Source organism: Thalassolituus sp. LLYu03 (assembly GCF_050507655.1).
Classification (GTDB): domain Bacteria; phylum Pseudomonadota; class Gammaproteobacteria; order Pseudomonadales; family Oceanobacteraceae; genus Venatoribacter.
The window spans coordinates 788028-811773 of sequence record NZ_CP191496.1 but is presented as its reverse complement, the minus strand read 5'-3'; the positions used below and the strand labels follow the sequence as shown (position 1 = coordinate 811773).

Sequence of the window (23746 nt, the reverse complement as noted above, 5' to 3'; positions counted from 1 at the left end):
AACCGGCGGGATGTCCTGACTGGACGTCCCCGCACTTTCGCCTGACAATAGTCCGACATTCTTACAATTCATCAGGAAGTATGAACTTCCCCATTACAAGGACTGGCTATGGCTGCGCGTGACCAGCTGATCAACGCTCAGGGGCAACCGACCTACGGAATTTTTCCCGAGGGCGTACGCGAACTGAATTACCTCGATTTCGACCTCCGCTCTCCCCTCGACCGCAAACGCAGTCAGCTGGCCAAACGCTTCGGCTTTAATCAGTTTCAGTTCGTCAGTTTTATCTGCGACGAACTGATCGTCGGGCTGGCGATTGTCGATTTAAAACTGGTGAGCAATGCCTTTCTGTATCTGTACGATCCGGAAAACGGCGACTTCGAAGAATTCAGTTTTCTGCAGCCTCTGGCCGCAGGTACTCACATCGAACCAAGACCGGCCGACGGCACGGCGGAATTCCGCAAAGGCGCCAATGAATTTGTCATCCGCGCCAGCACCACGCCGGGCGTGCGCCGCGTTATGGTGAACCTGAGCAAAGGCGTACACATTGACGCCACCATCGACGAAAGCACCTCGTATCAGCCGCTGGCCATCTGCACCCGCGCCGGGTATCAGGGCTGGGTATTCACGCAGAAAAGCGCGGCCCGCGTGTGCAACGGCAGCGTGCGCTGGAAAGACCGTGAATTTGATCTGCAGGCGCTGAATGCTCTGGCCGCGGTCGACTGGACCGGCGGTTTTATGCGCCGTGAAACCTTCTGGAATTGGGGCAGCCTGTCGTGCCAGCTGCGCGATGGCCGCCGTCTGGGATTTAATCTGGCGGCCGGCGTGAACGAAACCGGCTTCAGCGAAAATGCCCTGTGGCTCGACGATAAGCTGATTAAAATCGATATGGTCGATTTTCAGTTCGACCGTTACCACCCGGATCACGCCTGGGCCATGCGTTCCGCCGACGGCATTATTAATGTCCATTTCGAACCGAGCGGACGCCGTCAGGACAAGACCAACGCGCTGTTTATTGCCTCGAATTTCAGCCAGTATTTCGGTCGCTATCACGGCGAAATCCGCCTGCCGGATGAAACCATTGTGCTCGAAGGTGCCTGGGGCCTTGCCGAAGATCACTATGCCCGCTGGTAAGCGGTAAATTCAGTGTATCGGGGCCGGAGTGGCCCCAATGCGCCCTAGTCAGAAAATGTCTCTTTTCTGTATAGTTCGCCCCACCAACCTTCAACGCAGGAAGCTTCTATGAACCGCAGCCGCATTGCCCTCGCTCTGCTGATGGCCACTCCCCTCGCTCAGGCGGAATTTTCCAATACTTCGTACAGTTTCTTTTCCGCCGGCGTGGAAAGCGTGAGCTACGGCGAGCATCTGGACAATTTCGGTGGCAACAAAGTGGATTCCGAATTTACCGCCCTGAACTTCGTGCAGCGTTCCGGTGGTTATACCGCCATCGACGACCGTTTTGGCTTTTTCATTAAAACCGCCTCAACCCTGATCGCCAACGAAGAAACCGAAGAATGGAAAGCCAAAGGGTTTTCCGGTCCGGTACAGGAAGACGTGGCGGCCATGAACTTCCAGATGCTGGATCTGAACATGGCCTATCACATGGGCAATGGCGGCTACTGGCTGGCGGGTATTCACTATCAGAAAATTGCGTTCTCGCGCTTTGGCTGGGCCAGCACCAGTCAGACCGACGCCTTTGCCGACTCCATTGAAGAGTACATTAAGGCGACACCGTCTCTGTATTCCCAGATTCAGACCGGCATCACCAATGGTTCGTTTGTCGATTCTGCCGGTAACACCATCACCACCGAAGAAGAGTATTTCGCAGCGACCCGTTACGATCCGGAAGATACCCTGGACGTGGTATTCGAAGACGCGAGCTCGTTCAGTCTGACCGGCGGTTTTGAGTACGACAGCTACTTCGTTAATCAAACACTGGGCCTGCGCTATATGGGCGGTGCAACCGTGGGTCTGAACTTGTATGAAAACGTTTTGAACTCCAGCAGTGAGCGCTCCCTGACCCGCAGCTTCGGCGGTGGCGTGGACCTGCATCTGGTCGGTGGTATCGGCTACCAGTTCCGTCCGGAAGTCGGCGCCCTGCTGATGCTGGAAGCCAACGGCAGCTGGCGCGACGGCATTAAAGAAAAGCTGAGTTCAACCCAGACCGTTGAACTGCCGGACAATACCTTCTACGCCTACGCGTTGACCGGTTCTGTGTTCTGGAATTTCTGATCGGTTCTTACCTGAAAAATGCAGACATAAAAAAACCGGGCATTGCCCGGTTTTTTTATGTCTGCCCTTCACCGCCGGCCGCTTATGGCACCGACTGCGAAATGGTCAGGGTAATCACACCCGCTTCGCGGTTGCTGACCGGTGTCTGCTCGATCTGCCAGTCGCCTGCCTGTGGCAACGGCTGACCGGATTTCGACACCCGCGCAATCAGCGTGACCTGCTCGTGGTTGCTCAGGTTCAGCCCCGGCGCCATGGCCTGAGCATCGCTCAGGGTGACCACCTGAGGCAGCTGTGCGACGGTAAGCTTCTGCACCGCCAGTGGCATCGGTGGGCCGGAAACAGCGCGGGCCAGCACAAAGACGGTATCCGATGGCGCAACCGCCGCACGCGCCTGTGGCGTCAGATCCACCAGTACCTTCAGTTGTGCACGCACAAGCCAGCTCAGATCCGGCGTGTCGCCCTGCGCCGTCATGCGCTCGGCGGCGCGGCGGATGCCCTGTTCCAGCATCTGCGCTTCCGGTGAATCCGGCAGGCTCAGCCAGACGTTTTTCCAGTGTTCAACCGCGCCGGCGAAATTGCCCAGTTCAAACGCCAGCATGCCCGCCAGGCCCTGAGTCTGACGATCGCCCGGTTGCAGCGTCAGCGATTCCTGCAGCAACGCGTAAATGGCCGGATCGGCTTTCTGACCGGCGGCAAAAAAGCGCGCCTGCGCCAGCATGGTCAGAATGGCAGCGCGGTCTTCACGGGCTTCCTGAGGCAGGGTCACCAGAATATCGGCAAACACATCCGCCGCTTTGGCGAAGTCGCCGTTCATGGTCAGCAGACGGCCGTAGAGATAAATCCACTCGCCATTTTTGCTGTTGTGCGCCGATGCCTGTTGCAGACGTTCGAGTAATTCCGTGCGCTCGCCCTCCGTCAGCTCGGCTTCGGAGGCTTTATTCAGCAACGCCGTGGCGCGCAATTCATTACCTGCGCCCCAGAACTGATACAGCAGCACGGTGCCGGTTAATACCACGGCCAGCATGGCGGCCAGCAAAGGCCAGCGACGCACATCAGGCTGTGCATTACGCGGCACATTATGCGGCACACCAGTGGCCGGTGAAGCATCGGCAGCGGCCAGAAATTCGCGGTCGAGTTCCAGCTGCAATGCGGCTTTTTGTTCGTCGTCCAGATCGGCAACGGCCAGTTCATCGGAACGTTCGCGGTACAGACGACGGTTCTCTTCACTCTGATCAACCACCACATCCGGTGCCTGACCACGGGCCGCCAGCAGAAACACCAGCAGGATGACGCTCAGTACTATCAGGGCCACGATCATCCGATATCCGCCTTATTTTTCAGTGCCTGCAAACGGGCTTTTTCTTCATCCGACAAAGGCGCCGGTCCTTGCTTCTGGCCGCGGCGCAGCAGCGCCAGCAACAGCAGACCAAAGACAAAGGCCAGTACCGGGCCGAACCAGAGCAAAAAGGTTTTACCGCCCACCGGCGGCGTGTAATGCACGAAATCGCCGTATCGGTCGACCATGTAACCGACAATTTCATCGTCGGATTTGCCGGCGATCATCATGTCGTAGATTTTGCCGCGCATATCACTGGCCACCGGCGCGCTGGAGTCGGCCAGATCCTGGTTCTGGCATTTAGGGCAGCGCAGGTCTTTGGTGAGCTGATTAAAGCGCTCGGTATCGGTCTGATTATCAAACTGATATTTGTAGCCTTCGACCACCGCCACCGCCGGCAGGCTGAGCCCGCACAACAGGGTTACTATCGCGAGTAATTTCATTGCATGGCACCGAATTCAGGCTGCAGTTTTTCCCACACACGGGCATTCAGATCGCCCACATGCTTGCCACGGATAATGCCCTTGCTGTCGACCAGAAAGGTTTCCGGCGCACCGTACACGCCCAGTTCCAGACCGAGTTTGCCGTCCGGGTCGGCGATATTAAACAGATACGGATTGCCATACGCCGCCAGCCACTGACGGGCTTTAAAATCATCGTCTTTGTAATTAATGCCGACGATTTTCACACCGGTTTTGGCCAGCTCATTGAGGAAAGCATGCTCGGCTTTGCAGGTCGGACACCAGGTCGCCCACACGTTCACCAGAATCGGTTCGTTCGGCAATTGGTTGGTGCTTTCACCGGACTCCACCGTGTTCAGAATAAACTGCGGAAACGGCTTGCCGATTAAGGGTGATGGCAGTACCGATTTGTCTTCCTGACCGAGTCCGACCCAGAACAGGATGCCCATGCCGATGAACACCACCAGCGGAATAAACAACAGCGCACGGTTCATGCCGCCACCTCCTGCTGCGCCGTTTTGCGGGCGCGGTAACGTTTATCCAGCATCGCCAGCAGGCCACCGATGGCCATGAAAATGGCGCCCAGCCAGACCCAGCGCATGTAAGGTTTTACCTGCAGACGCATGCCCCAGGCGCCGTCGTTCAGCGGCTCACCCATGGACACGTACACATCGCGGAACAGGGAAACGTCGATGGCGGCCTCGGTCATCACCTGACCGCTGGCGTTGTAGCGGCGCTTTTCCGGCGTCAGCAGTGCAATTTCGCGTTCGCCGTCGTACACCCGGAAACGGGTGGCGTCGGAGACAAAGTTCGGGCCTTCAATATGACCGGCGTCGACGAACTCAAAGCGGTAATCGCCCAGAGAAACGCTGTCACCTGGTGACATACGGGCCGCTTTTTCTTCGCTGTAGTTGGCCACCATGGTCACGCCAACGATGGTGATGGCCACGCCCAGATGCGCCAGCACCATGCCCTGATAACTCAGACCCAGCCGCGGAATGCGGCTCAGCTGACCACGGGCTTTGCTCCACACATCCGACAGGGTCGCAATCACCAGCCAGAAGGCCACGGCCATGCCCAGCGCCACTTTCCAGTTCATTTCTGATGCCATCAGCAGAGGGATGGCGAAGGCCAGAATCAGCGACAGAATCACCGCCGCCAGTGTGGCTTTGCCCAGACGGCTCAGCTCGTCGGCTTTCCAGCGCGCCATGGAACCGGGGGCTATCAGCAGGCCGAGCAGCACGCTCAAAGGCACAAACATGGTGTTAAACCAGGAAGCACCGACCGAAATTTTACCCAGCCCCATAAAATCGATGATCAGCGGGTACAGGGTACCGAGCAGAATGGCGAACGCCGCCACCAGCAACAGCAGGTTGTTGACCAGCAGAAAGCTCTCACGCGACACCCACTCGTAACGGCCAATGGACGACACGGTCGGCGCTTTCAGCGCGTACAGCAGCAGTGAGCCGCCCACACACAGGCCGAGCAGCGCCAGAATAAACACACCGCGCTCCGGGTCGGAGGCAAAGGCGTGAACCGAGGTCAGCACACCGGAACGGACGAGGAAGGTACCCAGCAGACTCAGCGAGAAAGCGAAGATGGCAAGTAATACGGTCCAGCTCTTGAACAGACCGCGTTTCTCGGTCACCGCCAGTGAGTGCAAAAGCGCGGTGGCCACCAGCCACGGCATCAGCGAGGCGTTTTCCACCGGGTCCCAGAACCACCAGCCGCCCCAGCCCAGCTCGTAGTAAGCCCACCAGCTGCCGAGGGCAATGCCCAGCGTCAGGAAGATCCAGGCAGCGGTAGTCCACGGACGGGACCAGCGCGCCCAGGCCGCATCCAGACGACCGCTCATCAGCGCCGCCAGGGCAAACGAGAAAGCCACCGACAGGCCAACGTAACCCATGTACAGCGTCGGCGGATGTACGATCAGACCGAAATCCTGCAGCAGAGGATTCAGGTCCGCGCCTTCACCCGGCACCGACGGCAGATTACGCTCGAACGGGTTGGAGGTTTCCAGGGTAAACAGAATAAAACCGAAGGCCACCAGGCCCATGATCGACAGCACGCGCGCCACCATGTCCAGCGGCAGGCTGCGGCTGAACAGGCTGACCGCCAGCCCCCACAGGCCGAGCAGGGTCACCCACAGCAGCAGGGAACCTTCGTGCGCCCCCCACACTGCACTGATCTTGTACGGCGTTGGCAGCGCGGTGTTGGAGTTCTTGGCAACGTACGCCACCGAGAAATCGTCGACCACAAAGCAGTAAGCCAGCACCAGCAGACTCAGCACCAGAAACAGCGCCTGCGCGCTGGCCAGCGGACGGGCATACGCCATCAGCCAGTTCTGGCCGCTGCGCACCCCCACCAGAGGAACAACCACCTGCAGGGCCGCAACCAGCAAGGCAAAAATCAGTGCCAGCTGGCCGAATTCCGGCACCATGCCAAACCATTCAGTCATGTTATTCCCTCGCCTGTTCCAGCGCTTCTTTGCCGTCTTTGTGCGCCTGCTCAAGGGCATGCTTCACTTCCGGCGGCATGTAATTTTCATCGTGTTTGGCCAGCACTTCTGACGCCAGGAACACGCCGTCAGCCTGTAACTGCCCCATGGCCACAATGCCCTGACCTTCGCGGAACAGGTCCGGCAGAATACCGTCGTAGCGGATGGTCACTTCCGCGGCACCGTCGGTGACCTTGAAGGTGGCGCCCAGCGCTTCGGTTGAGCGTTCGACACTGCCGACCACCACCAGACCACCGGCGCGTATGGTGCGTCCCACCGGCACTTCACCATTGGCGATCTGGGTCGGGGTCATGAACAGGTTGATGTTCTGACTGAGGGAATACGCCAGCAGACCAACTGCTGTACCGACACCTGCCACCAGGAACAGGATCAGCATCAGACGCTTTTTACGCTTGGGGTTCATGCTTCTTCTCCCGACGCAGACGCTGGGCCTGCTCTTTCAGTAAACGACGACGTTGCAGCAGAGGCTGCAACACGTTCCAGGCCACCACCACGGCGGTCAGGCCGTAGGACAACCAGATGTAGAAACCATGATTGCCCATGGCCAGAAATTCGCTGACGCTGTTGAATTCCATTACGGCTCCAGAATCTCTTTCACCCAGCCGCGCTTGCGCTCGTGCCAGAGGATTTCATTGCGCGTACGCAGGATGACCAGCAACGCAAAAAACAGGTAGGTAGTAACGATCATGATCAGCAGCGGAATCAGCATATCCGGATGCATGCTCGGCTTTTCCGTGAGTTTCAGGGTCGCCGGCTGATGCAGGGTGTTCCACCACTCCACCGAGTATTTGATGATGGGAATGTTCACCACACCCACCAGAGCCAGAATGGCCGCCGCTTTAAAACCGCTTTCTTCGGAATCCATCGCCTGCTGAATGGCGATCACACCGAAATACAGAAACAGCAACAGCAACATGGAGGTCAGACGCGCATCCCACACCCACCAGGTGCCCCAGGTCGGCTTGCCCCATATCGCCCCGGTGAACAGAGCAATCAGACAGAAGCTGGCACCGATGGGCGCCAGTGCCTTGGCCACCCAGGCCGCCATTTTCATTTTCCACACCAGAAACACAGCACCGGCCACGGCCATCATCATGTAGGCACTCTGGGCGACAATGGCCGCCGGCACATGCACGTACATAATGCGGAAGCTGTTGCCCTGCAGGTAATCCGCCGGCGCATAGGCCAGACCGAGCACCAGGCCAACCACAGCCCCCACAACCGACAGCAGGGTCAGCCACGGAATCCATTTACCGGTGATGTCATAGAACCACTTGGGCGAACCCAGGCGATGGTACAGTTGTTTCAGCCACTGCCACATAAGCAATACCAATCAGCGTGATAAATTCAGTTTTAAAGCCGCGCTCGAGGCAAACGGCGTCAGACAGGCGGCCAGCGCCAGCAGCGCCCCGAGAAAGCCGATCTGACCATTAAAATCCATACCAATACCGGCGTGATACACAGCGCTGGCGGCAAAAATAAGCACGGGAATATACAAAGGCAGAATCAGCAGGCTCAGCAGCAGACCACCGCTGCGCACGCCCGCGGTCAGCGCCGCGCCCACCGCACCCAGCAGACTGAGCACCGGCGTGCCGATCAGCAGGCTCAGCAGTAACGCACCGTAGGCCTCATCCGGCAAGGACAACATAAGCCCGAGCACCGGCGACATCAGCGTCAGCGGCAGGCCACTGATGCACCAGTGCACCAGCGCCTTCCCCAGCGACATGGCGTACAGGGATTCACCCGACGCCAGCCATTGTTCGAGCGAGCCATCTTCAACGTCGGCTTTGTACAAGGCATCCAGCGACAACAGCGTGGCCAGCAAGGCCGCCACCCAGATCACGCCACCGGCGATTTTGCTCAGGAATTTCGGGTCCGGGTCCACCGCCAGCGGGAACAAGGCGGCCACCATCAGAAAAAACATCAAGGGGTTCAGCCATTCGCCGGGATTGCGCGCCGCCAGTAACAGATCGCGTTTGATGGTAGCGGTGACCAGACTCATGAGCGACGCTCCATGGCCAGACGGCCCAGATCCAGCCGTTTCAGCTGGGCAATGCCTTCCAGCGCGTGGTGACTGGTGATGATCACGGCACCACCGGCGTCTACTTTTTGCTGAATGCGGCGCTCAAGCCAGGCCACACCGGATTTATCCAGTGCGGTGAAGGGTTCATCGAGAATCCACAGCGGGGTGGGTGCGATGCACAGGCGCGCCAGCGCCACTCGGCGTTGCTGCCCGGCGGACAATTGCTGACACGGGGTTTCTTCAAAACCGGCCAGATGCACTTCATCCAGCGCGGTCCAAAGCGCATCGTCGCTGACGTTCCAGCTGCTCACCAGCCAGCGCAGGTTTTCGAGCGGCGTTAAGGCTTTTTTAACGGCGGCGAGATGGCCCTGATACAGGCGCTGACTGGCGTAGGCCGTGAAATCGTCGTACAGATCGTTGCCGTTCCAGAACACCTCGCCGTCGTAGTCGCGGTTGAGGCCGGCCAGCAGACGCAGCAGCGTGGTTTTACCGGCACCGTTCGGTCCCGCCAGTTGCAGCAGATCGCCGTTACGCACCTCAAGGTCGAGTGCTTCAAACAGCACGCGGTCGTCACGCTCACAGAAGAGCTGACGGGCTTCGAGGTGAAAACGGGCGCTACCGCTGGCGTCTGCCATGGAAAACCTTTACATAAAAAAAACCGCCGCATTATATACAAAAACCGTCTACCAGCACGGCGACCCGCCAACTAACATGGGTAAAGATGGGTAAACCTTGGCCGATATCAAATTTATGCTACCCGACTCATTTCCCCTGATTCCCGCGCATCTGGCCAGACCCGCGACTAACCCGCCGGCGGTCAACGCCAGCGACGCGCCTGCGACCAAAGCGACCGATGCGCCTGCAGGCAGAACACCGGATGCGCAGACGCCGCCAACGGCAGCTTCTGCTTCACAGGCCTCGCCGGACGACGCCGCACAACCCAGCCGACTGACCGCCCGGGTAACGCGCAGCGAACCTTTGCCGGCCCCGGCGACAACAGAAGCATCTGCCGCCGACAAAAAAAATGACGGACAGAGTCTGAACCAACATCAGGGCCAACCCCAGAATCAGGGCCAGAAACTGACGCTGAGCGTGGACGGAAAATCCTTTACCGTCACCAGCCAGATGCCCCTGCCGGAAGGCAGCGAGGTCGACCTGCTGGTCAGGGTTCAGCAGGGCAAACCGCAGGTCACCGTCACCCGGGTGCAGCTGCCACCGGGGGCGTCCGCCGATGGCCTGCAGAAATCAGCCGCAACCGCGCAACATGCTACGACGCCAGTCACCAGCACAGCTGGCAATCTCGCACCGACACTCGTTCAGAGCGCGGCAATGCCTGGCGCCAGCCCGGCGGATATTGCCCGTCAGCAGGCGATTATCCAGCTGCTGGCGTCCCGTCTGCCCTTGCTCAGCGTGAGCAAGCAAACCAATGCACTGCCCGATGCCCTGTATCAGCGCCCTGCTCCGCTGAGCGGATTGCAAGGTGGCGCAGGCCTGTCCTCCGGCTCAACCCCAGCCACAGCCTTATCGGCTCTGCAGTCGCTGCTCACCCTGACCGCAGCTGCAGCAAACACCGCTTCCGCTGGCAGCGCCGCCGGCAGCAGCCAGACCAATCCCGCTGCCGGAAACGCCGCGCCGATGACGGAGGTAAAGGCTGCCGGAGCGTCTGTCGCCGACGCCAAAACCGCGTTGATCAAGACGCTGCAGACATCGGGCGCGAACGCAGAAACCGCGTCTGCCACCGTCGCAGGCAAAACGCTTCACAACACAAACGGGACACTGCCGGCACAGGTGAAGCAGATTTTGGCGGACTGGCTGCAGCAGCTGCCTTCTGCCGGCTCACTGGCCACCAGACAAGGGGTGGCCAGCGGCCTCAGCAACAGTGGGCTCAGTTACGAACACAAGCTGTACGCGCTGGCCGATCAGATCCGCCATCAGCTGAGTCAGCCCGCAGCACCCGAAAGCGCCCCACGCTCCGGGCTGCAGACCCTGTTCAACAGCGTCTGGGCCAAAGCAGCGGAACTGACACAAGGGGAGGGCGACAGTAAGCCGGCCGCCGGCAACGAACGGAATCCGGTGTCTGAACGACAACCGGCCAGTCTGCAACAGGCCATGAAAGCAGTCCGTGAGCGCCTTGAAGCCCGGCTCGCCTCCGACAGCAGCACCAGCACCACGGTAGCCAGTACGCCAGCAGAGGCTGAAGCCGACGAGGCCACCAGCACTCAGGTCAGGCTGTCCGTGCTGCAACAGGGGGTTGCGCACCTGATGCATCAGGATCACAAAGCCGTGCTCAGCCGCGCCTTGCTGAGCCTGCTCAACAGCCTGCGCCCGGCCGACCAGCCGCCTCTGCGCGAACTGCCACTGTCGTTCAGCCAGAACGACGCGCCAGAGGCCCTGCGCCTGCTGCAAACTGCGCTGGCGCGGGTAGAAACCGAACAGATCAACCGCCTGCAGCAGGGGCCGGATCAGCCGGTCAGCGTACCGCTGTTTTACCGCGATCAGGACCAGCTGAAAGAAGTCCGTCTGGAACTGAAACGCGACGGTCAGAACGGTGATGAGAGCAAACGCAAGCCAGTGTCATGGCACCTGCGGCTGCATTTTGATCTGACGCAACTGGGGCCGATGGACGTTGAGCTGGATTTATCCCTGCCGCGGCTGTCGGCAACCTTCTGGTCCGAGCAGCCCTCTACGCTGACGTTGCTGAACCATTCGCTGACGCCGCTGCGCCAGACGCTGGTCACTCTGGGCGTTGACGTCAGTGAACTGCGCGCCCGCCACGGCCAGCTGCCGGAAAGTACCCGCAACCAGATCCGCCAGCGGCTGATCGACACTCACAGCTGAGGACTTCCGATGAGCATTCCGCAATCTCTGTTCGACGCCACCGAAGCCATTGCCCTCAGCTACGACGGCCTGTCGGCGCCTGTGGTCAGCGCCCGTGGAGAAGACGATCTGGCTCAGGCCATCATCCGGCTGGCGCTTGAGCATCAGGTGCCTGTGTATGAAAACGCATCACTGACGCGCTGGCTCAGCCAGCTCGACATCGGCGAAGAAATCCCAGAGCAGCTGTATCAGGTGATCGCCGAAATTCTGGCCTTTGTGTATGCGCTGGAAGGACGGACGCCGGACAGCGCAGGGCAACCAAACGCACCCGGACGGACGTAACGACAGACTTAAAAAAACCGGTCAGTGACCGGTTTTTTTATGTCTTAGCATCAAGGCTCAGGCGAGTTGCTCGGCCTGACGCTCCAGCGCCGTCAGCAACCAGCTCAGATGTTCCTGCACCACGTCGTCCGGAATCAGATCAACCCCCGCCAGCAGCAGTGGCAGCGCGCGATGACGGTAGGTATCAATCAGGCCATGAACGGAGGCGACAAAAAACAGCGCGACCTGCTTCTGCACCGCTTCCGGGCGCTCGGCCAGCACAGGCACGGCGTCTTTAAGAAGCGACAGCAAATGCTGCTGCCACTCGTCGACCAGACGCTCAACCTGCAGCTGCACATCCTGATCCACCGCTTCGCTTTCATCCAGACTCAGCAGTGGCGGCTGGAACATCAGCTGGTAGTAACCGGCGTAACGCTGGGCGAAGGCGATCAGGGAGCGGGCAAATTTGTGCAGCGCACGGGTCGGATTGGTCGCACTGCTCATCTGCTCGTTGATGTCAGCAAAGGCCAGATCAAAACCGCGGCGACGGGTATGAATAAACAGGGATTCTTTATCGGGGAAGTAGTTATAAATATTGCTGGCGGTCATGCCCAGCTGGGAGGCCAGCTTGCGCATCGACAGGTGGTGAAATCCGACATCGGCCATAACCCGCGACGCACTGTCCATAATCCTTTCGCGCTGTGCGGCGATTTCTTCCGCCGTAAAGGGCTTCTTTGGCATTTTTCTTCCCCGGTGCTGTATTTGTACTTATCCCCACAAATACAGTTTTTTTGTTTATAAAAACCTTGCGGGCTCAATCAAACGTCTGATTTCCGTCAAAATCAAGACTCTTAACGACCTTTCAGTAAAAAACTTGAGACTCCGACGGAATACCGTCACTCAATCCCGCGCTAAGTCTAAGGAATTGCACGTATTGTGCCAGTTCGGGACTTGATATGGCGCAAGAGCCCGGCCGGCGTCCGTCGCTACAATGCCCGCCTATAACGACTCATCCGCAGGCAAGGCTTTATGACTGAACATCTTCACTGGGACCCTTTGCTGATTCAGCGCTACAACCGTCCGGGCCCACGCTACACCTCGTATCCGACGGCGGTGGAATTCCGCACGGTGGCTGATGATCAGGATGAACGCGCCGCCTTTGCCGCCCGTAACCCGGCCACGCCCTTGTCGCTGTATATCCACGTGCCCTTCTGCCGCCACGTCTGCTACTACTGCGGCTGCAACAAAATCGTGACCAAAAACACAGACCGTGCAGCGCCTTATCTGCAGGAACTGAAGCGTGAAATCAGCATGAAGCGCGCCCTGCTGAACGAGGATGCGGTGGTTGAGCAGTTGCATCTGGGCGGTGGTACACCGACCTTCCTAAGCGACGATCAGCTGATTGATCTGGTGAACTTTCTGAAAGCCCAGTTCCGTTTTTCTACCCGCGACGATGCCGACTTCTCGATCGAAATCGACCCGCGCGAACTGCGCCCGGACACACTGAAAATTCTGCGCGGCCTGGGTTTTAACCGCATCAGCTTCGGCGTACAGGATCTGGATGAAAAAGTGCAGGAAGCGGTGAACCGCATTCAGTCTGAAGAGATGATCCGCTCTGTAATGAGCGAAGCCCGCGCTCTGGGCTTCCACTCCATCAATATGGACCTGATTTACGGCCTGCCACACCAGACGCTGGAAAGCTTCGACCGCACGCTGGATACCATTATTGAAATCAGCCCGGACCGCCTGTCGGTGTTTAACTACGCCCACCTGCCGGAGCGCTTTAAGCCACAGCGCCGCATCAACGCTGAAGACTTACCCGGCGCCGATGAAAAGCTGGCGATTATTGGCCACTGTATCACCAAGCTGTCGGCGGCCAATTACCACTACGTGGGCATGGATCACTTCGCCAAACCGGACGACGAACTGGCGCGCGCCCAGGCCGAAGGCAAACTGCACCGCAACTTCCAGGGCTACACCACCCATGGCGACTGCGATCTGATTGGCTTTGGGGTGTCTTCCATCAGCCAGATCGGGGATTACTACCTGCAGAATCAGGTCACCATAGAAAGCTGGCAGGCGGCGCTGGATAAAGGCCAGATGCCCACCATGAAATCCCTGACTGTGGATGCTGAAGACAAGCTGCGCCGCGACATCATCACCAGCCTGCTGTGCCACCTGCACTGTGACTTTGATGCTCTCGACGCCCGTCACGACATCAACAGCCGCGAGCATCTGGCAGCCGATCTGAACGAGCTGGCGCCAATGGCAGCGGATGGCCTGCTGCAGATCGACGACAACGGCATCCGTATCACCGACAAAGGCCGCCTGTTGGTGCGCAATGCCTGCATGGCGTTCGACACTTACCTGCAGAAACACGAGCAGCAGCGGTTCTCACGTGCCATCTGAGCCCCTGCGCCGCTGGTTACGGCGGCTGAGCGAACTGCTGGTGTTTGTCCTGCTGCTGACCGGCGCAAGTCTGTGGCTCAGCCGCCATATGCTGGCATCGGGCGTTACCGCCCCTGCGGTCAGCCTGCCGGATCTGGCCGGCAACACGTATTCCCTGAACTGGGCTCCGGCCCCGCAGACAGAACGCACACTGGTCTATTTTTTCGCCCCCTGGTGCGGTGTCTGCCGCATCAGCATGCCGGGACTGAATCTGTTGCCGCAGGATCCGACGGTGCAGGTAGTCGCCATTGCGCTGGACTGGGAAACTCAGACTGAAGTCGCGGCGTTTGTCCAAAGTACCGGGTATCGCGGAACGGTATTAATGGGCACGGCAGACAGCGCACGCGACTGGCAGATCAAGGGCTATCCGAGTTATTACGTGGTAAGCCGCGACGGGCTGATTGAACATGCCGATCAGGGCCTGAGTACGCCACCGGGTCTGTGGCTGCGCACTCAGTTCTGACGTTGACGATGAAGCAAAACCGGCAGCCTCAGAGCATGCCGGGTTCACCTTTCCACAGCGCCCAGCTGCCGCCGTCAAACTGCAGGTACAGGCGTTTCTCGAAGGGTTTCTCATAGGACTCCAGCGTGCGTCTGAGTGTGCGCGCGCTGCGGAACGCCGGGTCGGCAATCCAGTCCTGAATATCGGTTACGTACCACTGCACATAGGCTTCGGCGTAGTAGTAATCGCCGATCAGGTACGGCGCCGACAGCTCCACCACTTTCTTCAGTTTGCCTTTGCCGTAATAAAAGCCTTCCGGCGTGCCTTGTTCGCGGCGTTCCTGTGAATAGTTGTACACCCAGCGCAACTGCACTTTACGCCGGGTAAAGCCCGCCTCGGTCACCTCCACCATGCGCATGTCTTTTTCACGCTCAATTAAACCGTGACGGAACAGTGCGTCGAGTAGCAGACCGTCTTTGTTTTTATCGGTCTGATCAACCGTATACGGCAAGGGAAACGGCAGCCAGATCAGCGGCTCTGCCGCCAGGCCCTGATCAATCAGGGTGGCCGCCTCGTTTTTACCCAGTGCCGGCTGCGCCGCTTTGGCCGGCATAAACACCAGCAAAAACGCCATTAATAGAATTCTCATAATCCCTCCTGTCCCCTACAGCATAGCCGAGTGAACGGAACGGGCCTGAGTCGGCGCATGTCACGTAACTGTCATAGCCACTGAGTAGAGTCGCGCCAACTGAAGAAGAGGCAGACCTCATCATGTTGCAAGCTACCGCTACTCTGGCACGCCATCAGGTTGAACCCGTTGAGTCTCCCCTGGTTGCGCGCATCACCGACGACCCGGCTGAAATCCGTCAGGCCATGCAACTGCGCTACCGTGTGTTCGCTGAAGGCATGGGCGCCCAGCTGCCGACCGCCGCCGAGGGTCTGGACTACGACCGCTTCGATGACCTGTGCATGCACCTGATTGTGAAAGACGTGCTGAACGATCAGGTAGTGGGTTACTCGCGCATTCTGACCAACGAACTGGCCGAGCAGGCCGGTGGTTTCTACTCGGCCACCGAATTCGACCTGAGCAACATCGTTCGTCCGGGCAAACGCTACATGGAAATCGGCCGCACCTGCGTCGATCCGGATTTCCGTTCCGGTGCTGTGATCGGCCTGCTGTGGTCCGCCATGGCACAGTTTATGTCGGCCAATAACATCGATTACCTGATGGGCTGCGCCAGCATTCCGCTGAGCGACGGTTACGCCCGTACCGTGGCCATCATCAATCACCTGCGCGACAAACATTTCACCGCCGACGACATGCGCGCCGAACCTAAAGTGCGTATGCCGGGCATTGAAGTGTCACTGGACGGCAAAGCTCTGGTGCCTGCCCTGCTGAAAGCCTATCTGCGCATTGGTGTGAAGGTGTGCGGCGAACCGTGTCTGGACAAAGAATTCAACGTGGCTGATGCCCTGATTCTGCTGGCCCGCGACGACATCAATCAGCGCTACCTGCGCCACTTCGCCCGCGCCGAAGACTGATCTCTCCCGCCCCGGCCCTGTGCCGGGGACTTTTTCTCTGGCACCGGCCTGTTAGACTGCCCGGCTTTCTGTCACCGACTCCAGAGATAGTCATGATCCGATCCATCATCAACTGGCTGACCTCCGCGTCTGGTCTGCGCCGCATTCTGAATATTTACGGTCCGTATCTGGGCGCCGGCGTGCGCGTGCGTTATCTGGCCAAAGACTTCCGCGAAGCTCAGGTGGAAATGCGCCTGAAATGGTACAACCGCAATTACGTGGGTACTCACTTCGGCGGCAGCCTGTTCTCCATGATTGACCCCTTCTACATGCTGCTCTTAATGAACACGCTGGGCCGTGACTACATCGTCTGGGACGCCAGTGCGACCATCGACTTCATCAAACCCGGCAAGGGCGTGGTGAAGGCACAATTTCTGGTGACCGACGCCATGCTGGCAGATATCCGCGCTCAGACCGCCCGGGGTGAGAAGTACCTGCCCACCTACGAAGTGCTGATCACCGACGAACAGGGTGAGCTGGTCGCGCGCGCCACCAAGACGCTCTACATCCGCCGTAAACCCGCCCGTACCTGACGGGCTGCGTCGGCCTGTTCAGCCGGTAATCCGGCTGAAGTCTGCTAGCCTTACATGAAGATATTCACGGGGCAGAAGACACACCATGAGCGCAATGACCATCGCCCAGGCCGCCGAACTGGTCTGGGATCTGATACAAACGCTGGAAGACGCCTACTGGGAAGCCAGTCACTGCGACGATAAAGACCGGGTGTTTAACCTGATGCAGCTGCTGAACGCGGAATACATGGAGCTGCTGAAGATCAGCGTGCAGGATCACCACTATGAGTACGAAGTGATCACCACCAGTCAGGCGGCATTACTGCAGGTTGTGAGTGATTATCTGCGTGTTGAAGCAGGACGGCCCCGCCGCCACCGCACCACCGCCCGTCTGAACGCTCAGCTCAACAAGCTGACCGCCCATCTGGCCGCCGGCCATCAGTGAGTCAGGAGCTGGCGCACAAACGCCAGATCCACGGTATCACTCATACGGTCACGGCCCTGCCCTTTGGCGCTGTAGAGCGCTTCATCAGCGGCCTCGACCAGCAGCGTCGGATTTTCCCCGGCATGAGGTTCACACCAGGCAAGTCCCATACTCAGCGTCACGTGCGATGACACCTGCGAGGCGCTGTGGGGAATGGCCTGCACCTTCAGGGCTGCGCGTATGCGCTCCGCCACCACGTTCAGACCGCTTTTCTGCACATTGGGCAGAATGATGGCAAATTCTTCGCCGCCGTAACGGGCCACCAGATCGCGCGGCCGTTGCACCGACGATTTGAGCACGTGCGCCACCTGCGCCAGACAACGGTCGCCCTGCGGGTGGCCGTAAAAATCGTTGTAGGACTTAAAGTGGTCGATATCGACCATGATCATGCCGATGTTGCCCCCCACCCGTTGCGCCTGACGCCACTCGGACTGCAGAAAATCGTCCAGATAGCGGCGGTTGGCGAGGCCGGTGAGACTGTCGGTAAGGGAAATCGCTTCCAGCTGATCGCGCAGTTCGCGCTGGCGCATAAAGGCTTTGACCCGCGCCAGGCACAACAGAGGATTCAGGGGTTTACGCAGGTAATCGGCGGCGCCGGCCATCAGCGCGGCAAATTCAGAGTCGTCATCGGCCGGGCCCATGACAATGATGTCGGTATTGCGGGTGGCAGGCGCACTGCGCCAGCTTTGACAGAAGGCTTCCAGCCCTTCCGTTGGCAGTGAGGCATCCAGAATCAGCAGATGCGGTTCCTGCGTCAGCGGCGTCGCCATCCAGTCGCGCAGCTGCGCGTCAGACAAGACACTGACCAGACAAAGATCCCCGGAAAGCAAATCCCCCAGCTGCGCCTGCACAGCGAGCGTGGTGTCAGCAATCAGAATCAGGGGCTTCACAGCCATGCAGCGGTCTCCGTCCGGGGTTCAGCAGGGCAGAAATACCCTTACAAAACTATCGGCGAGAATACACCAACCATTAACAAAGGAAATAAAAAACAACAGAATCCGTACGGAAACCATACATTTCACTGCTCTGGCGGTCAGCGGTGCAATGTTTGTTCAGTCTGAGCCGTTGAGATGATGGTCAGAACGGCTTTGGGGAAGTATTGTCTGATCCGCTACACTTATCGTTAACCCTAAAGAAATCAGTTCGTTAGATGCACCGATACCTGTTGTACATAGTGGTGATTCTGCTGGCCGGCTGCGAGCAGAAGGCGCGCGAAGGCGACGCGCCGGCGGTTACCGAAGTACCGCCCATTCCGGACTTTTCCTCTATTGCCGATATCCGGCAAAAGAAATCGGCCTTTTTTGATTACATGCTGCCGCTGGTTGATGAGGCGAATGCGCGGGTCATGGCCGAACGTCAGCTGGTCGAACGCTGGTATCTGGACGGCGACGAGCTGTCGGACGACGACAAACAACGCATTCATGAACTGCTGACAAAGTACCGGGTCAACAGCGACGATCCGGACGAGCAGAAAGAGGCTCTGCTGCGCCGGGTGAACGTCATTCCGCCGTCTCTGGTGCTGGCACAGGCCGCCAATGAATCAGGCTGGGGCACCTCGCGCTTCGCGCAGGAAGGCAACAACCTGTTCGGTCAGTGGTGTTTCCGCGAAGGCTGTGGTCTGGTGCCGGAGGCCCGTGGCGGCAGCTCGCGCCACGAAGTTCGCCGCTTTGATTCGCCGCTGGATTCGGTTGAGAGTTACATCCGTAACCTCAACAGCCACCCGCGCTACCGTCACCTGCGCGATATCCGGGTGAAATCGATCGAAGACAACGGTGCGGTCACCGGCGAAGAGCTGGTGCCGGGCCTGCTGGGTTACTCCGAGCGCGGGGAGGAGTATGTTGATGAAATTCGTAATATGATCGAGTTCAACAAGCTTGAACGTTTCGACCAGAGTACCGACGCTGAACAGCCAGACGACACGACCACTACCGGGGGTAACAGTGCACGCTAACGAACGACGCTTCCGTCAACGCTACGACGCATCGCCATTGAAAATGGAGATCCGCCGCATCAGCTGGCTCGGCCGCCCCGGAAAATCCGAACCCGCCATCGCCCGCGATTTTGCCCTGGGCGGTGTGGCGATCCTGACGCCCCACAAATTCAAACCGGGCAAGCGCCTGCTGGTCAGCATCGAAAGCCGCGACCACAGGTTGCAGGCCATTCCGGCCACCGTACTCCGATGCGAGCAACAGGGCAGCGATTTTGTCTGTGCCCTGAAGTTCGCCATGGGCCAGCTGCCGGAAACCGCCAGCCGCGGCGCATACACGGTTCTGCAACGTCTGGAAGGTACGCTGAAAGCAGCATCGGCTGTCTGATTCCCGACAGCCACAGAAAAGGAACTTATCTGTGACGTCCACACTCCTGGTGATGAACTGCGGCAGTTCGTCGATTAAATTCGCCCTCTTCGCCGCCAACAACCTGACCACCCCACTGTTAACCGCGCTGGCTGAACGCCTCGGCGAAGCCCAGCCCGAACTCATTGTCCGCGGACGCATTGAACAGACCGACCTGCTGCCGGCTCAGGCAGACCACGGGCAGGCGATGGAGCAGTTCATTGGCATTGCCCGCCCGGAACTTGAAGGTCTGGCCGGCATTGGCCACCGGGTTGTGCATGGCGGCGAACGCTTCCACGACAGCGTGCTGGTCAATGACGACCTGCTGCATGACCTTGAACAGCTGAACGCGCTGGCGCCGTTGCATAACCCGATCAACCTGCTCGGCATCCGCCTGTGCCAGCGACTGTTTCCGCAACTGCCACAGGTCGCCGTGTTTGATACCTCCTTCCATCAGTCGCTCAACGAAGCGACCTATCTGTACGGCGTGCCCTACGACTGGTACGAGCGCGATGGCGTACGCCGCTACGGCTTCCATGGCACCAGCTATCGCTATGTCACGGCGGAAACCGCACGGCGCCTGAACAAACCCGAATCCGAACTGAACCTGCTGATCGCCCATCTGGGCAACGGCTGCAGTGCCTGCGCGGTGCGCAGTGGCCGCTCCGTCGACACGAGCATGGGCCTGACACCGCTGGAAGGTCTGGTGATGGGCACCCGCTGCGGTGATATCGACCCGGGCCTGATTGAGCACATGCAACGCGCGCGTGACTTGTCTCTGGCGGACATCATGCGCGAACTGAACCGCAACTCGGGTCTCAGGGGCCTGTCCGGCATTGGCAACGACATGCGCGAACTGCTCGCCGCCGAAGCCGCCGGTCACGACGGCGCACGCCGCGCCATTGATGTGTTCTGCTTCCGTGTCGCCAAAGAGTTTGCCGCCCTGTCGGTGTCACTGCCTGGCGTCGATGCGGTGGTGTTCACCGGCGGTATCGGTGAACACGCACCGGCGATCCGCCGCCGCATTCTGGTCGCCTGGCGATCCATGAATTACCGCCTCGACGACGCACTCAACGACGCCAACGGCGACGACAAAGGCCGCATCAGCCAGAACGGTTCGCCGCTGGTGATGGTGGTGCCAACGTCGGAAGAGCGCATGATTGCCGAAGACACCCTGCAACGGATCGGCTGACGGCCGATACTTCTGCAAAGCACCTTATCCGGGATTCCTATGATTTCCATCCTGATTGCACCGACCGGCCTCGAAAGCGGTCTCACCACCATCAGTCTGGGCCTCATCCGGGCGCTGGACGCACAGGGCCTGAAGGTGGGTTTTGTGAAGCCGGTGGCACCGGACTACGCCGCCAGCGAACGTTCGACCCATCTGGTGCGCAGCGTGCTGCACCTGAAAACGCCGGACCCGATGCATCTGCATCTGGTGCAGCAGCGCATCAGCGACGGCATGCTCGACCGGGTACTGGAAGACGTGGTGGCGCTGCACGAACAGGTCAGCCACGACTGCGATGTGGTGCTGATTGAAGGTCTGGTCCCCGACCGCTCCGAACCCTATACCGCCAAGCTGAACGCCGAAATGGCCAAGGCGCTGAACGCCGATATTCTGCTGGTCGCCAGCGGCCTTAACCGCACGCCAGCCCAGATCCAGGCCGAACTCAAGCTGCAGGCCGGCGTGCTCGGCGGCAGCCGCGCCAATCTGCTCGGCTGCATCATCAACAAAGCCGGCGAAGCGCCAGAGCATCAGGGCATTCCGTCGGGTGAAGATATTCCGCTGGCGGAACGCAACAACGACGAATCCTGTGCGCCGCTGTGGAAGCTCACCAGTCCGGCCGGGCCGGTACTGGGCGTGATTCCGTGGAAATCCGAGCTGGTCAGCCCGCGCATGCTCGATGTTGCCCGCGCGCTGCACGCGACGGTACTCAACGAGGGCGAACTGGATACCCGCCGCGTACTGCGCATCGCGCTGTGCGCCAGAACCGTCAGTAACATCGTCGATCTGCTGCGCCCGGGCACCCTGCTGGTCACGCCCGGTGACCGCGACGACGTTATTCTGGCCGCGGCGATTGCCGCCACCAACGGTACCCGGCTGGCCGGTTTGCTGCTGACCAGCGGTCTGAAACCGGGCGAAGCCATTGTCAATCTGTGCCGCGCGGCGTTGGCCACCGGTGTCCCTGTGTTGCAGACGCAGCACGATACTTTTACCACCGCCCAGCAGCTGACGCGCATGGACACTCAGGTGTCGGTCGACGACGCTGACCGGGTGAATAACATCATGGCCAGCATCGCCAGCCATCTGGATATGCAGGTACTGATGCGGCAGATCGGTCAGCCGCACGCCAGCCGCCTGAGTCCGGCCGCGTTCCGCCATCAGCTGGTCGCCAAAGCCCGGGCTGCCAATCTCCGTATTGTGCTGCCGGAAGGCGAGGAGCCGCGCACCATTCAGGCTGCTGCTATTTGTCAGGAACGGGGCATCGCCCGCTGCGTACTGCTCGGCGACCCGACCCGCATTCATCAGATTGCCGCCGCCTCAGAAATTCAGCTGCCAGAAGGCCTGCAACTGCTGGATCCGGCCTCAGTACGTCCGCAGTACGTGGCGCCTATGGTGGAGTTGCGCAAACACAAACAGCTGACCGAGCCGATGGCGCTGGCGCAGCTGGAAGACAACGTTGTGCTTGGCACCATGATGCTGGCGCAGGACGACGTCGATGGACTGGTGTCGGGGGCCATTCACACCACCGCCAACACCATACGGCCGGCGCTGCAGCTGATTAAAACCGCGCCGGGCGCCGGTCTGGTGTCGTCCGTATTTTTTATGGGCCTGCCGGATCAGGTGCTGGTGTACGGCGACTGTGCGGTGAATCCGGACCCGAACGCAGAGGAACTGGCCGATATCGCCATTCAGAGCGCGGAATCGGCGCTGGCCATGGGCATACCACCGCGCATTGCCCTGCTCAGTTACAGCACCGGCAGCTCCGGCTCCGGCGCGGATGTCGAAAAGGTGCGTAAGGCAGCCGCCATTGTGCGTGAACGCCGTCCCGACCTGCTGGTCGATGGTCCGCTGCAGTACGACGCCGCCACCACCGCCAGCGTAGCCCGCAGCAAAGCGCCCGACAGTCCGGTAGCCGGTCAGGCCACTGTGCTGATTTTCCCGGATCTGAACACCGGCAACACCACCTACAAAGCGGTGCAGCGCAGTGCCAATGTGATCAGCATCGGACCCATGCTGCAGGGCCTCGCCAAGCCGGTAAATGATCTGTCGCGGGGCGCACTGGTGGAAGATATTGTTTACACTATCGCGCTTACTGCCATTCAGGCCCAACAAAATAAAGGACAATAATTCATGCCACCGCTTCTGACCGGGGTGATCGCCAGTGCACTGCTGTTTGTGAATATTATTTTCTGGTGCTCGCTGCTGTTCTTTTTCACCTTTTTTAAACTGGTAATTCCGGTTCCTTTTATCCGCAATCTGATTACGCCGGTGCTGAATGCCATCGCCAATAACTGGATCAGCTGCAACTCCGGCTGGATGTGGCTGACCCAGAAAATGGACTGGACCATCCGCCTGCCCGCCCATCTGGAACGCAAAGGCTGGTATTTTGTTATCAGCAACCACCAGAGCTGGGTGGATATTCTGGTGTTGCAGCACGCGCTGAACCGCAAAATTCCCCTGCTCAAATTTTTCCTGAAGCAGGAACTGATTAAAGTGCCGGTAATGGGTGCGGCCTGGTGGGCACTCGATTTTCCGTTTATGAAACGCTACTCAAAAGCCTTTCTGGAAAAGTACCCGGAGAAAAAGGGGCAGGATCTGGAAACCACACGCAAAGCCTGTGAGAAATTCCGTACCCTGCCGACCAGCGTGATGAACTTTCTGGAAGGCACCCGCTTCAGTCAGCGTAAACACGACGAGCAGAACTCGCCGTTCCAGCATCTGCTGAAACCCAAAGCCGGTGGCATGGCCTTCGCCATGAGCGCCATGGGTGATCAGTTCCGTTCCATTCTGGATGTGACCATTCACTACCCGGACGGCGTGCCTACGTTCTGGGAATTTCTGCAGGGCAGTATGAAACGCTGTGTGGTACTGGTCGAAGAAAAGCCGATTCCGACCGAGCTGCTGAACGGTGATTATGAAACCGACGAGCAATATCGCCTGAATTTCCAGCAATGGGTGCAGGTACTCTGGGAAGAAAAAGACCGTCAGCTGGCTGAGCTGGCGGCCGGTTAAGGTG

The 23746-nt window shown here is 59.3% G+C and carries 26 protein-coding genes; 14 read left to right on the top strand and 12 right to left on the bottom strand.

Annotation, left to right across the window (positions count from 1 at the left end; all coding sequences use genetic code 11):
- Positions 1–108: 108 nt before the first annotated feature.
- Both ACQUQU_RS03880 and ACQUQU_RS03875 read left to right on the top strand, forming a co-directional pair.
- Positions 109–1131: a DUF2804 domain-containing protein gene (locus tag ACQUQU_RS03880; RefSeq protein ID WP_430461941.1), complete on the top strand. Its 1023-nt coding sequence runs from the start codon at positions 109–111 to the stop codon at positions 1129–1131.
- A 108-nt stretch (positions 1132–1239) separates the two neighbouring features.
- Positions 1240–2229 carry a hypothetical protein gene (locus tag ACQUQU_RS03875; RefSeq protein WP_430461940.1) on the top strand — a complete coding sequence of 330 codons (990 nt, stop codon included), beginning with the start codon at positions 1240–1242 and terminating at the stop codon, positions 2227–2229.
- An 82-nt stretch (positions 2230–2311) separates the two neighbouring features.
- Here the strand turns inward: ACQUQU_RS03875 and ccmI are convergent, their stop codons facing one another.
- From ccmI to ccmA, 9 genes are read right to left on the bottom strand one after another with little or no spacing between them, the layout of a single operon-like run.
- Entirely contained in the window at positions 2312–3547 is a 1236-nt protein-coding gene (gene ccmI, locus ACQUQU_RS03870) for a c-type cytochrome biogenesis protein CcmI (protein WP_430461939.1), read from the bottom strand.
- A complete protein-coding gene (locus tag ACQUQU_RS03865) occupies positions 3544–4008 on the bottom strand; it encodes a cytochrome c-type biogenesis protein (RefSeq protein ID WP_430461938.1) in 465 nt (154 codons plus the stop codon). The genes ccmI and ACQUQU_RS03865 overlap by 4 nt, the downstream gene beginning before the upstream one ends.
- Positions 4005–4520: a DsbE family thiol:disulfide interchange protein gene (locus ACQUQU_RS03860; RefSeq protein ID WP_430461937.1), complete on the bottom strand. Its 516-nt coding sequence runs from the start codon at positions 4518–4520 to the stop codon at positions 4005–4007. The genes ACQUQU_RS03865 and ACQUQU_RS03860 overlap by 4 nt, the downstream gene beginning before the upstream one ends.
- A complete protein-coding gene (locus tag ACQUQU_RS03855; RefSeq protein WP_430463010.1) occupies positions 4517–6466 on the bottom strand; it encodes a heme lyase CcmF/NrfE family subunit in 1950 nt (649 codons plus the stop codon). Before ACQUQU_RS03855 ends, ACQUQU_RS03860 begins: the two co-directional genes overlap by 4 nt.
- 19 nt (positions 6467–6485) lie before the next feature.
- Entirely contained in the window at positions 6486–6947 is a 462-nt protein-coding gene (gene ccmE, locus ACQUQU_RS03850) for a cytochrome c maturation protein CcmE (RefSeq protein WP_430461936.1), read from the bottom strand.
- Positions 6931–7119 (bottom strand): heme exporter protein CcmD, encoded by a 189-nt coding sequence (gene ccmD / locus ACQUQU_RS03845; RefSeq protein ID WP_430461935.1) that lies wholly within the window; start codon positions 7117–7119, stop codon positions 6931–6933. Before ccmD ends, ccmE begins: the two co-directional genes overlap by 17 nt.
- A complete protein-coding gene (locus ACQUQU_RS03840) occupies positions 7119–7865 on the bottom strand; it encodes a heme ABC transporter permease (protein WP_430461934.1) in 747 nt (248 codons plus the stop codon). Before ACQUQU_RS03840 ends, ccmD begins: the two co-directional genes overlap by 1 nt.
- A 12-nt stretch (positions 7866–7877) precedes the next feature.
- Entirely contained in the window at positions 7878–8546 is a 669-nt protein-coding gene (ccmB, locus tag ACQUQU_RS03835; RefSeq protein ID WP_430461933.1) for a heme exporter protein CcmB, read from the bottom strand.
- Positions 8543–9202, bottom strand: a complete 660-nt coding sequence (gene ccmA / locus ACQUQU_RS03830; RefSeq protein WP_430461932.1) for a cytochrome c biogenesis heme-transporting ATPase CcmA — start codon at positions 9200–9202, stop codon at positions 8543–8545. Before ccmA ends, ccmB begins: the two co-directional genes overlap by 4 nt.
- Positions 9203–9299: 97 nt before the next feature.
- On the opposite strand from ccmA, the gene ACQUQU_RS03825 reads away from it, so the two are divergent.
- Positions 9300–11405, top strand: coding sequence for a flagellar hook-length control protein FliK (locus tag ACQUQU_RS03825; protein ID WP_430461931.1), 2106 nt, complete (start codon positions 9300–9302; stop codon positions 11403–11405).
- 9 nt (positions 11406–11414) lie between these two features.
- A complete protein-coding gene (locus ACQUQU_RS03820; protein ID WP_430461930.1) occupies positions 11415–11726 on the top strand; it encodes an EscU/YscU/HrcU family type III secretion system export apparatus switch protein in 312 nt (103 codons plus the stop codon).
- 57 nt (positions 11727–11783) lie between these two features.
- Here ACQUQU_RS03820 and ACQUQU_RS03815 read toward each other — a convergent pair whose 3' ends face one another.
- A complete protein-coding gene (locus ACQUQU_RS03815; protein ID WP_430461929.1) occupies positions 11784–12446 on the bottom strand; it encodes a TetR/AcrR family transcriptional regulator in 663 nt (220 codons plus the stop codon).
- 288 nt (positions 12447–12734) lie between these two features.
- On the opposite strand from ACQUQU_RS03815, the gene hemN reads away from it, so the two are divergent.
- A complete protein-coding gene (hemN, locus tag ACQUQU_RS03810) occupies positions 12735–14114 on the top strand; it encodes an oxygen-independent coproporphyrinogen III oxidase (RefSeq protein ID WP_430461928.1) in 1380 nt (459 codons plus the stop codon).
- On the top strand, positions 14104–14616 hold the full coding sequence (locus ACQUQU_RS03805) for a TlpA family protein disulfide reductase (protein WP_430461927.1): 513 nt from the start codon (positions 14104–14106) through the stop codon (positions 14614–14616). Before hemN ends, ACQUQU_RS03805 begins: the two co-directional genes overlap by 11 nt.
- A 28-nt stretch (positions 14617–14644) precedes the next feature.
- Here ACQUQU_RS03805 and ACQUQU_RS03800 read toward each other — a convergent pair whose 3' ends face one another.
- Positions 14645–15244: a hypothetical protein gene (locus ACQUQU_RS03800; RefSeq protein WP_430461926.1), complete on the bottom strand. Its 600-nt coding sequence runs from the start codon at positions 15242–15244 to the stop codon at positions 14645–14647.
- Positions 15245–15366: 122 nt separating this feature from the next.
- Here ACQUQU_RS03800 and ACQUQU_RS03795 point away from each other — a divergent pair, with 122 nt between their 5' ends.
- From ACQUQU_RS03795 to ACQUQU_RS03785, 3 genes are all read left to right on the top strand, one after another.
- On the top strand, positions 15367–16137 hold the full coding sequence (locus tag ACQUQU_RS03795) for a GNAT family N-acetyltransferase (RefSeq protein ID WP_430461925.1): 771 nt from the start codon (positions 15367–15369) through the stop codon (positions 16135–16137).
- A 92-nt stretch (positions 16138–16229) separates the two neighbouring features.
- Positions 16230–16709 carry a DUF4442 domain-containing protein gene (locus ACQUQU_RS03790; protein WP_430461924.1) on the top strand — a complete coding sequence of 160 codons (480 nt, stop codon included), beginning with the start codon at positions 16230–16232 and terminating at the stop codon, positions 16707–16709.
- Between the two features lie 85 nt (positions 16710–16794).
- Positions 16795–17133, top strand: coding sequence for a hypothetical protein (locus ACQUQU_RS03785; RefSeq protein WP_430461923.1), 339 nt, complete (start codon positions 16795–16797; stop codon positions 17131–17133).
- On the opposite strand, the gene ACQUQU_RS03780 is transcribed toward ACQUQU_RS03785, so the two are convergent.
- The gene (locus ACQUQU_RS03780) at positions 17127–18068 is read right to left on the bottom strand and encodes a diguanylate cyclase domain-containing protein (RefSeq protein WP_430461922.1); all 942 of its coding nucleotides are present in this window, start codon (positions 18066–18068) and stop codon (positions 17127–17129) included. The two genes, ACQUQU_RS03785 and ACQUQU_RS03780, sit on opposite strands and share 7 nt — an antisense overlap.
- 254 nt (positions 18069–18322) lie before the next feature.
- On the opposite strand from ACQUQU_RS03780, the gene ACQUQU_RS03775 reads away from it, so the two are divergent.
- Genes ACQUQU_RS03775 through ACQUQU_RS03755 form a run of 5 tightly spaced genes read left to right on the top strand, consistent with a single transcriptional unit; the run spans position 18323 to position 23742 of the window.
- On the top strand, positions 18323–19123 hold the full coding sequence (locus ACQUQU_RS03775; RefSeq protein ID WP_430461921.1) for a glucosaminidase domain-containing protein: 801 nt from the start codon (positions 18323–18325) through the stop codon (positions 19121–19123).
- Positions 19113–19487 carry a PilZ domain-containing protein gene (locus ACQUQU_RS03770; protein ID WP_430461920.1) on the top strand — a complete coding sequence of 125 codons (375 nt, stop codon included), beginning with the start codon at positions 19113–19115 and terminating at the stop codon, positions 19485–19487. The genes ACQUQU_RS03775 and ACQUQU_RS03770 overlap by 11 nt, the downstream gene beginning before the upstream one ends.
- Before the next feature lie 31 nt (positions 19488–19518).
- Positions 19519–20697: an acetate/propionate family kinase gene (locus ACQUQU_RS03765; protein WP_430461919.1), complete on the top strand. Its 1179-nt coding sequence runs from the start codon at positions 19519–19521 to the stop codon at positions 20695–20697.
- A gap of 39 nt (positions 20698–20736) precedes the next feature.
- A complete protein-coding gene (gene pta, locus ACQUQU_RS03760; protein WP_430461918.1) occupies positions 20737–22857 on the top strand; it encodes a phosphate acetyltransferase in 2121 nt (706 codons plus the stop codon).
- A gap of 3 nt (positions 22858–22860) precedes the next feature.
- The gene (locus tag ACQUQU_RS03755) at positions 22861–23742 is read left to right on the top strand and encodes an acyltransferase (protein WP_430461917.1); all 882 of its coding nucleotides are present in this window, start codon (positions 22861–22863) and stop codon (positions 23740–23742) included.
- Positions 23743–23746 lie beyond the last annotated feature (4 nt).